This window comes from Chryseobacterium culicis, assembly GCF_900108365.1.
Taxonomy (GTDB): domain Bacteria; phylum Bacteroidota; class Bacteroidia; order Flavobacteriales; family Weeksellaceae; genus Chryseobacterium; species Chryseobacterium culicis.
Map to the genome: position 1 here is coordinate 237,163 of NZ_FNWQ01000003.1, position 15,682 is coordinate 252,844.

11 protein-coding genes are annotated in these 15,682 nt (G+C 38.3%); 10 read left to right on the forward strand and 1 reads right to left on the reverse strand.

What is annotated here, in order from left to right; all coding sequences use genetic code 11:
• Positions 1-91: 91 nt before the first annotated feature.
• Positions 92-3,460, reverse strand: coding sequence for a transcription-repair coupling factor (gene mfd, locus BLW74_RS12805; protein WP_089692802.1), 3,369 nt, complete (start codon positions 3,458-3,460; stop codon positions 92-94).
• A 251-nt stretch (positions 3,461-3,711) separates the two neighbouring features.
• Between mfd and BLW74_RS12810 the strand changes: the two genes are divergently transcribed.
• From BLW74_RS12810 to rnhA, 10 genes are all read left to right on the forward strand, one after another.
• Entirely contained in the window at positions 3,712-4,107 is a 396-nt protein-coding gene (locus tag BLW74_RS12810; protein ID WP_089692803.1) for a hypothetical protein, read from the forward strand.
• A gap of 182 nt (positions 4,108-4,289) precedes the next feature.
• On the forward strand, positions 4,290-4,583 hold the full coding sequence (locus BLW74_RS12815) for a hypothetical protein (protein ID WP_089692804.1): 294 nt from the start codon (positions 4,290-4,292) through the stop codon (positions 4,581-4,583).
• A 134-nt stretch (positions 4,584-4,717) separates the two neighbouring features.
• Positions 4,718-6,217, forward strand: coding sequence for a GH3 auxin-responsive promoter family protein (locus BLW74_RS12820; RefSeq protein ID WP_089692805.1), 1,500 nt, complete (start codon positions 4,718-4,720; stop codon positions 6,215-6,217).
• Positions 6,218-6,286: 69 nt separating this feature from the next.
• Positions 6,287-6,649 (forward strand): hypothetical protein, encoded by a 363-nt coding sequence (locus BLW74_RS12825; protein WP_089692806.1) that lies wholly within the window; start codon positions 6,287-6,289, stop codon positions 6,647-6,649.
• Between the two features lie 92 nt (positions 6,650-6,741).
• Complete coding sequence (locus BLW74_RS12830; RefSeq protein WP_089692807.1) at positions 6,742-7,977, forward strand: MFS transporter; 1,236 nt, start codon at positions 6,742-6,744, stop codon at positions 7,975-7,977.
• 303 nt (positions 7,978-8,280) lie between these two features.
• A complete protein-coding gene (locus tag BLW74_RS12835) occupies positions 8,281-8,892 on the forward strand; it encodes a hypothetical protein (protein WP_089692808.1) in 612 nt (203 codons plus the stop codon).
• 29 nt (positions 8,893-8,921) lie between these two features.
• A complete protein-coding gene (locus BLW74_RS12840) occupies positions 8,922-11,018 on the forward strand; it encodes a T9SS type B sorting domain-containing protein (RefSeq protein WP_228424892.1) in 2,097 nt (698 codons plus the stop codon).
• A gap of 102 nt (positions 11,019-11,120) precedes the next feature.
• Entirely contained in the window at positions 11,121-13,268 is a 2,148-nt protein-coding gene (locus BLW74_RS12845; protein ID WP_089692810.1) for a T9SS type B sorting domain-containing protein, read from the forward strand.
• A gap of 155 nt (positions 13,269-13,423) precedes the next feature.
• Complete coding sequence (gene dnaB, locus BLW74_RS12850) at positions 13,424-15,013, forward strand: replicative DNA helicase (protein ID WP_089692811.1); 1,590 nt, start codon at positions 13,424-13,426, stop codon at positions 15,011-15,013.
• 55 nt (positions 15,014-15,068) lie between these two features.
• Positions 15,069-15,545 (forward strand): ribonuclease HI, encoded by a 477-nt coding sequence (gene rnhA / locus BLW74_RS12855; RefSeq protein ID WP_089692812.1) that lies wholly within the window; start codon positions 15,069-15,071, stop codon positions 15,543-15,545.
• The last annotated feature ends 137 nt before the right edge of the window (positions 15,546-15,682 follow it).

Sequence of the window (15,682 nt, forward strand, 5' to 3'; positions counted from 1 at the left end):
AATAATCACAAAAAAACGTATAAAAAATTTAACCTTTTTATACGTTTTAGCAATTTTTATAAATTCATTTTAAAAAAAATCAAAATAAAATTTAATTGTGTTCAATGATCGCTTTTAATAATAAATTGACCTCATCTACATTCTTAACCTTCTCTTTTCTCATCATCAGCTGATTACCTTCTTTTCCTGATTTTTCCTTGAGCTGAGCTTCAGCAGGATTTCGGGTCAAATAGTTAATAATGTGTCTGAACCTGTCGGTCTGATAGAACTTATCCTGAGGATTTCCGGGAAAATATCCCAGAAACACACCGTTTTTCATAACAATTTTCTCAAAACCAATATCTGCCGCCAGCCATTTCAGTGAGACACTCTTCAGCAGGTTCACTGCTTCTTTTGGCAGCGGCCCGAAACGGTCAATTAATTCAAGTTCAAACTGATGAAGATCTGCTTCATTATTGATTTCTGCAATTTTCTGATATAACAACAGCCTTTCCTCGGTATTGGAAATATAGAAATCAGGAAGCATTAATTCAAGATCAGTATCAATATTGACATCTTTTACTGATTTGAAAAGCTTCTGTCTGTCTTCTTCATTGTCAAAAAGATTTTCAAAATCGGCATCATCCTTTAATTCTTCAAGAGCTTCCTGCATGAGTTTCTGGTAGGTCTCAAATCCCATTTCATTAATAAACCCGCTCTGTTCCGCTCCCAGAAGATCACCTGCTCCACGGATTTCAAGGTCTTTCATGGCAATCTGGAAACCGCTTCCCAAGTCAGAAAACTGTTCAATAGCTTCCAAACGCTTTCTTGCATCCGAAGTCATCATATCATAAGGCGGCGTAATCAGATAACAGAAAGCTTTTCTATTGCTTCGTCCTACCCTTCCTCTCATCTGGTGGAGATCTGCCATTCCAAATCTTTGGGCATCATTGATGAAAATTGTATTGGCATTCGGAACATCTACCCCACTTTCTACAATGGTAGTAGATACAAGAACATCATATTTTCCTTCCATAAAATCCAGAACATTCTTTTCCAGTTGTTTTCCTTCCATCTGGCCATGTCCTGTGATCACTCTCGCATCCGGAACCAGTCTCTGGATAAGCCCGGCAATATCTTTTAAATTTTCAATTCTGTTATTAATAAAATATACCTGCCCGTCTCTCTGAAGCTCGTAGGAAACGGCATCACGAAGCGTTTCTTCATTGAACCCGATAAGCTGTGTCTCTACAGGCTGCCTGTTTGGAGGTGGAGTTTTAATTACGGATAAATCTCTTGCGGCCATCAAAGAAAACTGCAGAGTTCTTGGAATAGGCGTAGCTGTAAGGGTAAGCGTATCGACATTATTTTTAAGCGTCTTCAATTTATCCTTTACAGAAACACCAAACTTATGCTCTTCATCAATAATCAGTAAGCCCAGGTCTTTAAACTTCACCGAACTGCTTACCAGCTGATGGGTTCCGATAATGATATCGACTTTTCCGTTTTTTAAAGCATCTAAAGTTTCTGATTTTTGTTTAGCTGTTCTGAATCTGTTGACATATGCCACATTCACAGGAAAATCCTTCAGCCTTTCTTTAAAGCTTCTGTAGTGCTGAAACGCGAGAATGGTAGTAGGAACCAAAACCGCAACCTGCTTGCCGTCAGTAGCGGCTTTAAATGCAGCACGGATAGCCACCTCTGTTTTTCCGAAACCTACATCCCCACAAACAAGCCTGTCCATAACCGTATCAGCCTCCATATCCTTTTTCACATCTATGGTGGCTTTTTCCTGATCCGGAGTATCTTCATAGATAAAACTGGCTTCGAGCTCATTCTGCAGATAAGAATCCGGCGTATAGGCAAAACCTTTCGCTGTTTTTCTCTGTGCATACAATTGAATAAGGTCAAAAGCAATCTGTTTTACCTTCGCCTTTGTTTTCTGCTTTAAGGATTTCCAGGTTGGAGAACCGAGTTTGCTCAATACAATCTCTTTTCCATCGGGGCCGTTATATTTTGATATCTTGTGTAATGAATGAATACTTACGTATAATAAGTCGCCGTTTTTATAAGTCAGTTTAAAGCATTCCTGAATTTTACCGTCATTATTTACTTTTACCAGTCCCATAAATTTCCCGATTCCATGGTCGATATGAGCAATATAATCCCCTATTTTTAAAGACATCAGGTCTTTTAGGGTAAGCTGCTCAGATTTAGCAAAAGTATTTTTAGCTTTATATCTCTGGTAGCGGTCAAAAATCTGGTGATCCGTATACACAAGTAGTTGGTGGCCATTATCTACAAAACCTTCATGCAGTTCAGATTTGAAACTTTTGAAAGGAAGCTCATGTTCAAGTTCTTCAAAAATAGATTCTAATCTTTCTTTCTGCTTTTCGGTTGAAAATGAGATCCAGGTATCAAATCCGTTCTTCTGTTTTTCTTCAATATCTTCAATCAGCAGTTCAAAGTTTTTATGAAAAGAAGGCTGCGGAACCTGCTCCATTCTAACTTCCCTGATTTCCTTTAACCCTTCAATGGCTGCCCCTCCGAAATCTATCGTCTTAAATTTTTTATAATCAAATAAAAACTCCTGATCTGAAATAAAAAGCTCCTGAGGAGTTCTGTGTGCAATGTCTTTACTTAAGGTATCATATTTCTCAAGAGACTTTTCATAGAATGTCCTGATCTTCTGCATTCCTATCATACCATTTTTAGACACCACTAAGCTTTCATCCGGTAATAGCTGCAGTAATGACACCCTGCTTCCAGTAACAGAGAAGTTCATATTAGATACCAGCTGAAAATCTTTTACTTTATCTACAGAAAGCTGGGTTTCGATATCAAAGGTTTTAATACTTTCCACTTCATTACCGAAGAACGTAATTCTGTAAGGTTTTTCGTAGGAATAGGAAAAAACATCCACAATTCCTCCTCTTACAGAAAACTCTCCCGGTTCTGAAACAAAATCAGCCTGCTGAAAATGGTAATGATTGAGCAATTCGTCTACAAAATCAAAATCAAGCTGGTCACCAACTTTAATATGATGAGAAATTGCTTTAAAGTCTTCTTTTTTCAACACCTTTTCAGACAGGGCTCCTGCGTAAGCCACAATCACTTTCGGAGATCTTCCGGAGTTTATTTTATGGAGAACTTCAGTTCTCAAAACCAGATTGGCATTTTGTGTTTTTTCTACCTGATAGGGTTCCAGATGGGTGGCCGGAAAATAAAGCACTTTATCTTTACCCAGGAGATCTTCCATCTCTGTGTTGGCATACAAAGCATCCTCTTTATCATCTATCAGATAAAGAATATTTTTCTTCTGAACTAAAAAAAGCTCTGCCACAAAAATGGAAACTGAAGATCCCGCACTCCCTCTTACAGAAATATGCCGGTTACTTTCTAGCTGAGTAAAAATTTCTTTCCCAAACTCTTTCTGCAAAAGATCTGGAAGAAACTTTTCATTGATGGATTTTAACTGCATAAATAGTGTTAGTGTAAACGACAAAAGCGATTTCGGGAGTTTTCCGAAACCGTTTATTGCCCTACAAAGATACGTATATTTTTTTCTTCCCCCGGAAAACGGAAAAACTTCTAAATTGATATGAATGAATTAACAGCATAAATCTTAATTTTTTACAATTTTATTTAATAACCTGTTAAAAAAATTCACGTAAGACCCCCGTGGCATAGTGTTTGGGACGTATAGTCTAACCAAACATTAAGAATAATATTATGAAAAAAGCAATTAAAATTTTAGGAGTGATGATGCTGTTGGTATTTACAGCGGTATCTTTTTCGTCGTGCAGCAAGGATGATGATCCGGTAAACAACGAGTTCTTTGCAGGAACGTATAAAGGAAGCGTTTCTTATAAGGACGGCGGCTCTACCAACATCAGCACAGACAACGGAAGTGTATTTGTAACGAAGATCGCCAGCGGTACCAAGTACAATTTTGCTTTCTCGAACAGTATTCCGGATCTTAACGGAATTGAATTTAATCAGGAAGGAGATCATACCCTTGTGATGATTGGTTCTACAGCAACTTCTTATATCAGAATTGACAATAATGTTCTGAAAATCCTGTACGTTAAGGATGGCAAAACGTGGACAGCCAACTGTACGCGCTAGCCATGTCTATTTATATATTATGCAAGCCTGTTTCTATTTTCAGAAACAGGCTTTTCCATTGTAAATGAAGGGTTTTAATTTTTTTTTAAGCTGTAATAAACTTTAGTTAAGTTTGAAAATCCCGTTTTTCCAGCCTGCTTTTTGCATATCTTTATTCAATAAAAAAACAAACAATAATTCTTATGAAAAAATTCTTATCAGCAATGTCACTGATCCTTGGATTAGGACTTGCAACTGCTCAGCAGACTGCTCCCGCTACAGGCGCTCAGCCTCATCAACCTGCAAAAACTACGGTGAAGGCGGCTAAGCCTGCAGAAGTAAAAGCTGCAAAACCGGCAATGGATGCAAAAGCAGCAAAGCCTGCACAACCCGCTGCCAAAATGAAAAAAGATGGTACTCCTGATAAGAGATATAAAGAGAACAAACATCTGAAAAAAGACGGTACTCCGGATAAGAGATACAAAGCAAACAAATAGTACAACATTAACATATAGTTGTTATTTTCATAATCAAATTTCGAAAAAGCCGGTGGAACGTGTTCTATCGGTTTTTTTATGTGATGCTTCTAAAAAATGACTCCAGATTCTCGACTTATTTATAAATTTGACCCATGTTAAACTTCTTCAAGAAAAATGCAGCGCTTATCTGGGCAAAAAAACATGTTCAAAAAGCGGAAGATTTCAAAAAAAACGCTGAGAAAAATCAGGAAGACTTATTAATTTCTCTGGTGAATACGGCTCAAAAAACACTTTTTGGCCGTGAACATGATTTTGAAAACATTCATTCTGTCAAAGAATTTCAGGAACGGGTTCCTGTAGCTGATTACGAAGATCTGAAACCGTATATTGAAAGAGTAAAAAGAGGTCAGGCCAATATTCTGTGGACAGACATCCCGGAATATTTTGCAAAAACTTCCGGAACTACTTCCGGATCTAAATATATTCCTATTTCTAAGGAAGGAATGCCATTTCAGATTGCAGGAGCCCAAAGCGCCTTATTTCATTACATCAGCCAGAAGAATAATGCTGATTTTGTAAACGGAAAAATGATTTTTCTGCAGGGCAGTCCGGAAATGGAAGAAGTCTTTGGCATCAAGACAGGAAGATTATCAGGCATTGTAGCTCACCACATTCCGAATTATCTGCAAAAGAACCGTCTGCCAAGCTGGGAAACCAATATTATGGAAGACTGGGAAGCGAAAGTAGATCAAATTATTGAGGAAACAGAGCATCAGAACATGACCTTGATTTCGGGAATTCCGCCGTGGCTGATCATGTATTTTGAGAAACTTACTGAAAAGCATCATAAAAAGATCAAGCAGCTTTTTCCTAATCTACAGCTTATCGTTACAGGAGGGGTTAATTACGAACCTTACCGTGATAAAATGGAAGATTTACTGGGCGGAAAAGTGGATATTATTCAGACATTTCCAGCTTCGGAAGGCTTTTTTGCATTTCAGGATGACTACACAAAGGAGGGATTACTGCTTTTAACCAACCATGGAATTTTCTATGAATTTATTCCTTTGGAAGAGTATGGTAAACCCAACGCACGGAGACTGACTTTAAAAGATATAGAACTTAATAGAGACTACGCACTTATTCTCACTACCAATTCCGGCTTATGGGCTTATTCCATAGGAGATGTAGTAAGATTCATCAGCAAATCTCCATACAGAGTGCTGGTGAGTGGCAGAACAAAACATTTTACTTCAGCTTTCGGAGAACACGTGATTGCTTTTGAAGTGGAAGAAGCGATGAAAGCCACTCTTGAAAAATATCCGGCACAGATCACAGAATTCCATCTTGCCCCGCAGGTAAATCCGGCAGAAGGCCTTCCCTATCACGAATGGCTGATTGAATTCGAAAAAGAGCCTGAAAACCTTGAATTGTTCAGAAATGCCCTGGATCAGCAGCTCAGAGCGAGAAATACTTACTATAATGATTTGATTTCAGGAAATATTTTACAGGAACTGCAAATCACCAGGCTTAAAAAAAATGCCTTTCAGGAATATGCTAAATCACAGGGAAAACTGGGAGGCCAAAACAAAACACCAAGATTAGCCAATGACAGAAACATTGCAGATCTCTTAGAAATTTACAAACTTTAATCATATTTTTTCAATTCCAAAAACGTATATTCGAAAAAAATTATAAATTTGAAAAACTAAAAGAAAATAATGAAAGCATCTGTACTGTTGAAATCGTCTTTACTAACCTCTTTATTTGTTATTACATCTTGTGCTACTACAAAATACAGCGAAGATATTTCAAAAAACAACTACTCCAATCTTGAAGCCGGAAAAATATACAAAGTAACGATGAGAGATGGCTCTCCAAAGAAAACGATTCTGTTCAGAAACGTGGTGGGCGACAATCTTGTAGGTACCGCAGGTAAGAAAGACAGTACTGAAGTAATTATTCCTAAATCCAATGTAGCTGCCGTAAAAGACAGAAGAAAAGCAAGAATTGCAGCAGGCGCTACGATTATTGGAGCGGCGGGGGTTGCAGCCATCGTACTGAGCTCTTCAAGAGCTGACTAAAATAGATTTTATCTTTTGGGATATATTTAATATATCTTTCAAAAATTGTCATATGGATAGTCCTAAATAAATTTTTAGGGCTATTTTTGTTCATGATTTCCTTTACCCCGTTACAGACATTACAAAATGTTGAGTTCAGAAATCTTCTCACCGGAAGATTTTTTATTGTTTTAGCTTTCAGAATGCTTGCCACTTTATTAGGATGGTGGGTGTATCAATTAACAAAAGATCCTTTTTCCATAGGTCTTATCGGACTTTCTGAAGTAATACCTGCAGTGAGCTGTGCTTTGTATGCAGGACACGTTATTGATATGAATGAGAAAAAGCGGCTGCTGCTTATCTGCAACTATGCTTATATTTTCCTCATCGGACTTTTGCTGGTTCCTGCATTCCTTAATGTGGAAATGCACTTCACAGGACATCAGATTACTTATTATATTTATGGCGTTATCTTTTTTACGGGAATAGCAAGAGCTTTTATCGGTCCTATTGTCCCTTCGATGATTCCTAAAATTGTAAAGAAGGAAAATCTTCCGAATGCTGTTACACTTAACCAGGCAACTTTCCTGATTTCTTCTGTCTGCGGACATGCCGTAGGCGGCGTTCTTATAGGGTTTATCGGTGTAAAATGGACTTTGGTTGCTATTTTATCCTTAATATTTGTTGCTTCCTTATTTTTCTGGCAGCTTAAAAAACAGCATTCAGAATACAAAAAAGAAACAGTAAACGTTGTGGAAAGCATGCGCGAAGGAATCTCTTATATTTTTAAAACCAAAGAAATCCTGGGAGCATTATGCCTGGATATGTTTGCAGTGCTTTTCGGAGGTGCGGTAGCCATGATTCCGGTATTTGCCACCGATATTTTGAATTCCGGAGCAGAAGGATTCGGCTTGCTGAATGCGGCCTCGGATATCGGTTCAATGTGTATAATTACTATTTTATCCATTGTCCCTCTTCGAAAAAATCAGGGAAAAATACTTCTTGCCGTTGTTACGGGATTTGGACTTTGCATCGTTGGATTCGGTTTGTCCAAATTGTACTGGCTGTCTTTTATGTTCCTTGTGATGAGCGGAATGCTTGATGGAATTTCGGTAGTTATCAGAGGGACAATTGTACAATTGAAAACACCTGATCACATCAGAGGCCGTGTTTTGAGTGTGAACTCAATTTTCATTATGTCCAGCAATGAAATGGGTCAGTTTGAAAGCGGTGTTATGGCCAAATTATTAGGGGTGGTCCGCTCTGTGGTATTTGGAGGCTGTATGACTGTTTTAGTAGCTTTAATTGTAGGAAGCACCAATCCAAAACTAAGAAAAATGCAATATTAACTTATTATTTATCAATTCCTTTAAAATTCCTTACGGAAGAAACCGTAATTCGAAATACTTAAAATCAGAGTAGATCATTTTCTATTCTGATTTTTCTTTTATAGCTGTTTTTCTCTGGTTAATCAGAGATTTATACCACATTTTTTTAGCCAAACTGCCAATATCTTTACGATCTCCATATAATTGAAGCGGAAAAACAAAATACAATATTAAAAACCAATATCTTACTTTCATTAAATATATCTCAAAATCTTTAATTTAACGTTAATAATTTTTTATATTTGCTTGATAAAATATCCCCCTATGACTAAACTTTTACTAACTTTAAGCTTTATCATTGTAAGCTGCTGGGCTGAAGCCCAGGCTGTCACTGACAAAGCGCTATCACAAAGTGTCTTGCAGCTCAACAGCTCCAGGACAGCCAATGATTACGACAGTCTTTTCAATAAATTTTCAGCAGCAAAAACTACTGAAACATGGCAGGCTAACTATTATGCTGCTGTTGCTTTATACCTTAAAAATGAAACCCTGCTAAATAAAGCTTCAGGAGCAAGCCTTATAGACGATAACGCTTTAGCAAGAAAAATAGCAACCGGAATATGGACGATACAAAAAGAGAATGCAGAGGTGAACCTTTTATTAGGTTTATTGCATTTTCAGAAAATGCAGATTGAAGGATCTCAAAGCAATCAGCTGGATCAGAACGTTATTACCCAAAGTGTAGCGAAGGCTGAAGCCAACTCTGCCAATAATCCGAGACTGGCTGTTCTTCAGGCAAAAATTAAAGAAAAATCAGGAGATAAATCCAATGCTGACATTTTATACCGTAAAGCTTTACGTGAGTTTTCTAACCAAAATTCTTCAGACAGTAAGTCTCCTTCATGGGGAAAACAATTGGTACCCAATATCCAATAATCTGGAAATAAAAAATTAAAATGATCAACATGAAAAAATATCTACTCGTTTTTCTATTTTTCTTAGCTCAAGTGGCTTTTGGACAGCAAGACTGTACTTCTGCCATCCCGATATGCAGCGATGCAGCTATTTCTCTTACGCCTAACGGATGGGGAAATGTGAAAGAAGGCCAGGTAGGATGTCTGGGTCCTAATGGTGAGAGTAACTCGATATGGCTTACTTTCAGTATAGAAACTGCAGGAACACTTACTTTTTTAGTGACTCCTACAGGTCCTACCGCAGTAGGAATTGACTATGATTTTGCGTTATATGGCCCTAACTTTAACTGCGCCAATACGACAGCGACTCCGTTAAGATGTTCTTATGCCGGCGTAAATGCAAGTATCATCAACCCTACCGGTCTTAATATGACCTCTACCGATACCACAGAAGGCGGTGGTGGAGATGGCTATGTAAAATACATTGATGTATTACCGGGACAGGTATATCACCTGCTTTTAAATAACTATTCGCCGCTGGTTGCCCCATTTACTTTAACTTTTGGAGGAACAGCTAAGCTTCTTACTCCATTTGACAATAATTCAGCGCAGATTTATCAGCCACACCCCTTTTTACAGCCTGGCCCTACCCAAAACGGGGAAGTGCCTGTTTGCGGTAAAATTGTAAACTATGATTTTTCTACATTTTCTGCACAGATTTTAAATGCCAATCCTAATTTCATCGTAAAATATTACGCTTCGGCAACGGATGCATTAGATGATAACAATCCTATTACTGCACCTACCAATATTAATGTAGCTAATACTTATACATATGCAATAAGCTACGTTGATCCCAACAGCCCAACGAGCTTTTTAAATCAGTGTAGAGATTTTGGACAGATCAAATTCCTTGATAAGTCTTTTACCTTAAATCCTGCCACCCTTACTTCCTGTAGTAACAACGGCTCTGGAACAGCAACGTACGATCTGTCTACTGCAACTGTAGGAGCTGCTCCTAATCATATATTAAAGTATTATCCTTCTATGTATGATCTTACCAATGGAACCAATGAGATTACCAATCCTTACGTATTTGTTTCTGCAGAAGGTTCAGTTTTTGTAAAGGCAATCAACGAATTCGGATGTACAGCATCTGCTGAAATTACCCTTAAGTTCTATCCTTTGGTGACCGCAACAGATGCGTCTATCAGATCTTGTTTCATAGAATCAAACCCATCTACAGCTTTGTTTAATCTTGCCAACGCTCCTGTTACAAGTCCTACGGGAACTACAACCAAAAGATATTTCCCATCACTTACAGATGCAATAGATGCCACAAACGAGATATTAACAGTTAATAATTATATTGCTCCCAATGGATTTGTATATGTTAGAGTATCAGATACCCGCGGATGCTATACGGTGGCAAAAATTACCCTAACGGTAATTGCCCCTGTAACCTCAAGTGTTCTGAAAGATAAGATCATTTGTATGGAAGATACCACAACTCTTGATGCAGGTCCCGGATTCAGCAGTTATGAGTGGAGCACGGGAGCAACTACGCAATCCATTAAAAATGTGGGAGTAGGTAATTATTGGGTGAAATTAAAAACGGGAGAATGTATCACGACTCAAAAAGTAACAGTGTATCCTTCTGAACAGCCCGTGGTAACAGGCGTTGATGTTTCCAACACCACTTTAACGATCAATGTAATAGGAGGAACACCAGATTACCAGTATTCTATGGATAAAATTCTGTGGCAGACCTCTAATACATTCTCGAATATCGCAAGAGGAACTTACAAAGTATATGTAAAAGATGCTTATGATTGTGATCCTATTGAAGTAACGGTAGTGGTTCCTAACCTTATCAATATGATTACTCCAAATGGTGATGGTGTGAATGATGTGGTGGATTATTCTGCCATAGCAGACAAACAGAACCTTGTATTGAGTATCTTTGACAGATACGGAACAAAAATCCACCAGGGAGATAAATCCAACGGATACAAATGGGACGGAACTATTGCAGGAAAAAAAATACCAACTGGTACCTACTGGTATTCTGTAACATGGAATGAGAATGACAAGAAAAATACTCCTTTCAAGTTTTCAGGATGGATTGTTGTAAAAAACAGAGAATAATCATCATATGATAAGAGAAAGCCGCTTTGGCGGCTTTCTCTTTTACAAATTACAGAAAAAAAAATTATTGATTTCAGTTTGGTTTAACAAAAACTTTTAACAATGAAAAAAATACTACTTCTTTTTATTTTACTGATAACACAATTGGCTTACGCACAGTCAGACTGTGTCACAGCCATTCCTATTTGTGGTAACTCTGACATTTCTTACACCCCTTCAGGCCCAGGGAATATCATAGAAATCCTCAACCAGAACGGCGGATGTCTTAGTACCAATGAGAGATATACTGTTTGGTATACTTTCACCGTATCTACACCAGGTACGCTTGCCTTCAAAATAAAACCTAACGATCAAAGTGATGATTATGATTTTGCGGTGTATGGACCTACCTTAAACGGCTGTACATCTTTACAGAATGCGGATCATGTTTTCGTACAACCGATAAGATGTAACTACAGCGGAACTCCTGGAGACACAGGTCTGGATCTTACTCTTGCTCCGCCTGCGGTATTTCCTACCAATCCTCCCGGCGTTACAGCCAGTATGAACAACGGTAAATGGAGCCCATATATGAATGTATTGGTAGGCCAGACTTATTATCTGGTTATTGACAACTTCAGTAGATCTACCAACGGATTTTCTTTGGAATGGTCAGGTACTGCAAGCTTAAGTTCTGCATTTAACGATCCTGTTCTTTCTCCTTATCCTTTTATTCCTCCGGGAATTCCAGGTGTTAATCCTAATGATCCAAGTCAGGTAATGGTTTGTGCACTTCCAACACAATTTGATTTTACAACACTTACCGCAGCAATCATTAATGGTAACAGCACCAACTTCAAGGTTACTTATCACAAAACAACCAACGATGCTCTTACCGGAGAAAACCCTCTTACAATTGCCACTGTAGACGGAACAACCACCTACTATTACAGAATTGTCTATAAAGATCCCACCAACCCGAACAATCCGATCAACGGATGCTTTATAACCGGGAAATTCAAGTTTGTAAATGCAGGCATTACAGCCAATACAGCCACTCTATATTCTTGTAATAATAATGGAGCCGGCACTGCAAAATATGATTTAACAACAGCTAATATCTTTGGCGGAACAGGCGCAACAATCAAATATTATGCGACTACTGCCGATATGAACGCGGGCATTAACGAAATTACAGACCCTGTTAACTACATTTCTCCGGAAGCAACGATCTATGCAAAAGTAATTTCCACTTTCGGATGTATTGCAACAACAACCATCAGACTATTATTCTACCCAACGGTAGTATTAAAAGATGCAGTACTTCAAAACTGCTATATTGATAATGATGTTACCCGTTCAACATTTGATCTATCCAAAGCTGATATTGGCGTACCTGTTCCAACCCCTACGGGAACTATAATTAAATATTACACTTCCGTAGCTGATGCAAAAGCACAGACGAACCCTATTACAGCTGCATTTAACTATCTTTCAGAAAGTAAGACAGTATATGTAAGAGTGGATAATGACAAACAGTGTTATTCTATTGCCAAGATTGAGCTGGTAGTATTGCCTCCTGTGAAATCTGCGGTATTAAAAGATAAAACAATTTGCGCTGAAGGCAAAACAAGCCTGGATGCAGGCCCGGGGTTTGTAAGCTATGAATGGAGCACCGGAGAAACAACCCAGTCTATCAACAATGTTCCAGTAGGAGTTTACTGGGTAAAACTCCAGACCGGAAAATGTTTTACGCTTCAGGAAGTACGGGTACATGCAAGCCTTCAACCTGTAGTTTCAGGAATAGAAATATCAAACAACAACATTACTGTAACGGCTACAGGCGGAGTTCCTCCTTATAAATACTCTATAGACGGCATCAAATGGCAGGATTCCAACATCTTCACCGGACTTCCAAGAGGTGAAAATACGATCTATGTAAAGGATACTTATAACTGTACCCCTATTCAGGTGACGGTAACAGTTCCTAACCTTATCAATGCTATTACTCCGAATGGAGATAATGTAAATGATGTGATTGACTACTCAGCACTTGCATATAAGAAAAATCTGGTCTTCATTGTGTACGACAGATACGGAAACAAACTTCATGAAGCCGACAAAATGAGAAACTTTACATGGGACGGAACTGCTTTCGGCAAGAAAATCCCAACAGGAACTTACTGGTATACAATTTCATGGAACGAAAATAACAAAAACAGTACGGAAACCAAATACTCCGGATGGGTATTGGTAAAAAATAAAGAATAGGTTTTACGAAATCTTTTTGAAAAAATCACCTCAGATTGAGGTGATTTTTTTTATCAACAGGTTCAACCTCCTGTTTACAGCATTTTCCGTAAGACTGCTAATAATTTGTTGAATACTATTTTTCTATTATTTTTTAAATAAACTATCTTTGCATTATGGCGCAGAAAGAAACATTATCATCCCTGACACACGGAAACTTTGCAAAAGAATTGTCTATTGCGGATGGAAAAATGCCTCCCAATGCAGTGGACTTTGAAAGACTTGTGATCGGAACTTTTTTGATTGACAAAAAAGGTCTTGACCATTCCATTGACCTTCTTACTCCAGAAGTATTTTATGATCCGAGACATCAGGTCATCTTTGCTACGATCCTGAAACTTTATGAAGGAAACCAGCCGGTAGACTTAATGACCATTATTCAGAATTTAAAAAAAGAAGATAAGCTAAGCCAGGCAGGCGGTGATCACTATATCATTGATCTGACCATGGGAGTAAGCTCTTCTGCCCACATTGAATATCACGTACGTGTTATTCTCGAAAAATATATTCTAAGAAGCCTTATTAATGTTTCAGCCAATGTTATCGACTCTTCTTACAAAGAGTCAACCGATGTTTTTGAACTTCTTGATAAAGCAGAACAGTCCTTCTTCGAAATTACCAACGGAACGATAAAAAAGGGATTTGATACTGCCAACTCATTGGTAAAACAGGCTATTGATACAATTAAATCTTTAAAAGATAAAGAGGGGCTTTCAGGAGTTCCTTCAGGATTCCGGGATGTAGATAAGGAAACCGGGGGATGGCAGAATTCTGACCTTATCATTATTGCCGCACGTCCCGCGATGGGTAAAACGGCATTCCTTCTTTCTATGGCAAGAAATATTGCGGTAGGACATAAGGTCCCTATGGCTCTTTTCTCTCTCGAGATGGCCTCTGTACAGCTGATTACCAGAATGATCGCTTCTGAAACAAGGATTTCTTCTGAGAAACTCAGAAAAGGAACTTTGGATGACGAAGAATGGCAGAGACTGTTCTCCAATGTGTCTGAATTGGAAAATGCTCCTTTATATATTGACGAAACCCCTTCCCTTTCGATATTCGACTTCCGTGCAAAATGCCGAAGACTGGTAATGCAGCATGGAGTAAGAATTATCATGGTCGACTACCTTCAGCTGATGACAGCAGGAAGCAGCGGCGGAAAAGGAGTCGGAAACCGTGAACAGGAGATCTCCATGATTTCCCGTTCATTGAAGGCAATTGCTAAAGAGCTTAATGTTCCGGTGATTGCACTTTCCCAGCTTTCCAGAAGTGTGGAGGCACGTCCAGGGAAAAGACCTCAGCTTTCAGATTTGAGGGAATCCGGAGCAATTGAGCAGGATGCCGATATTGTATCTTTCATCTTCCGTCCTGAATATTATAAAATTACGGTTTGGGATAATGATGAGGAAGGACAGGAAACTTCTACGGAAAACCAGGCAGAGCTGATCATTGCTAAACATAGAAATGGTGCTACGGCAGATGTAAGATTATCTTTCTTAAAACATTTTGCAAAATTCGGGGATATTGAAGCAGCATTTGATGGTGGTGCCGGAGGCGGATATCCTTCCAACTTTGGAGAACCAAGCGGCTTCGACAAAATCAAAACGACTATTCAGCCGGGAGCTGCATTTGACCTGCCGGACAGCTCAAAACTTTCCGGTTCTTCTATGAATGACTTTGATGATGATGATGATTTCCCGTTTTAAGATATTCTTCACTTAGATTAATTTACTGTCAATCTATCATTTTTAAAAAGCAGATTTGAAAATCGAAATTTATACCGACGGAGCTTGCAGCGGAAATCCGGGAAAAGGCGGATATGGAATTCTCATGCGTGTTCCTGAAAAAAATTACCAGAAAACATTTTCAAAAGGTTTTCGAAAAACGACTAACAACAGGATGGAACTTCTGGCGGTTATTACCGCCTTGGAAAAACTGAAATCCACAGAAAACGAGATCCATGTGTACACTGACAGCAAGTATGTATCTGATGCTATTAACCAAAACTGGATTGCCGGATGGATTAAAAGAGGCTGGAAAAATGTTAAAAATCCGGATCTCTGGAAAAAATTTGTTGAGCTCTACAATAAGCACACCCCTAAGATGCATTGGATAAAAGGGCACGCAGGACATTTTGAAAACGAGCTCTGCGACAAACTAGCTGTGGCTGCAGCAAACTCCCCTGATCTTGAAGTTGACACCTATTTTGAGGGGCTTGATAGTAATTCTCTATTGTAAGCTTAATTAAAAACAATCTAAACCCTCTTCCTAATATTTACCATTTCATCAGAAGAAGCTTAATTTATTAAAAAATAATTAAATTTTTTAACAAAATTAACATTAAATACATATTATTCAAACGGGATTTAATATCT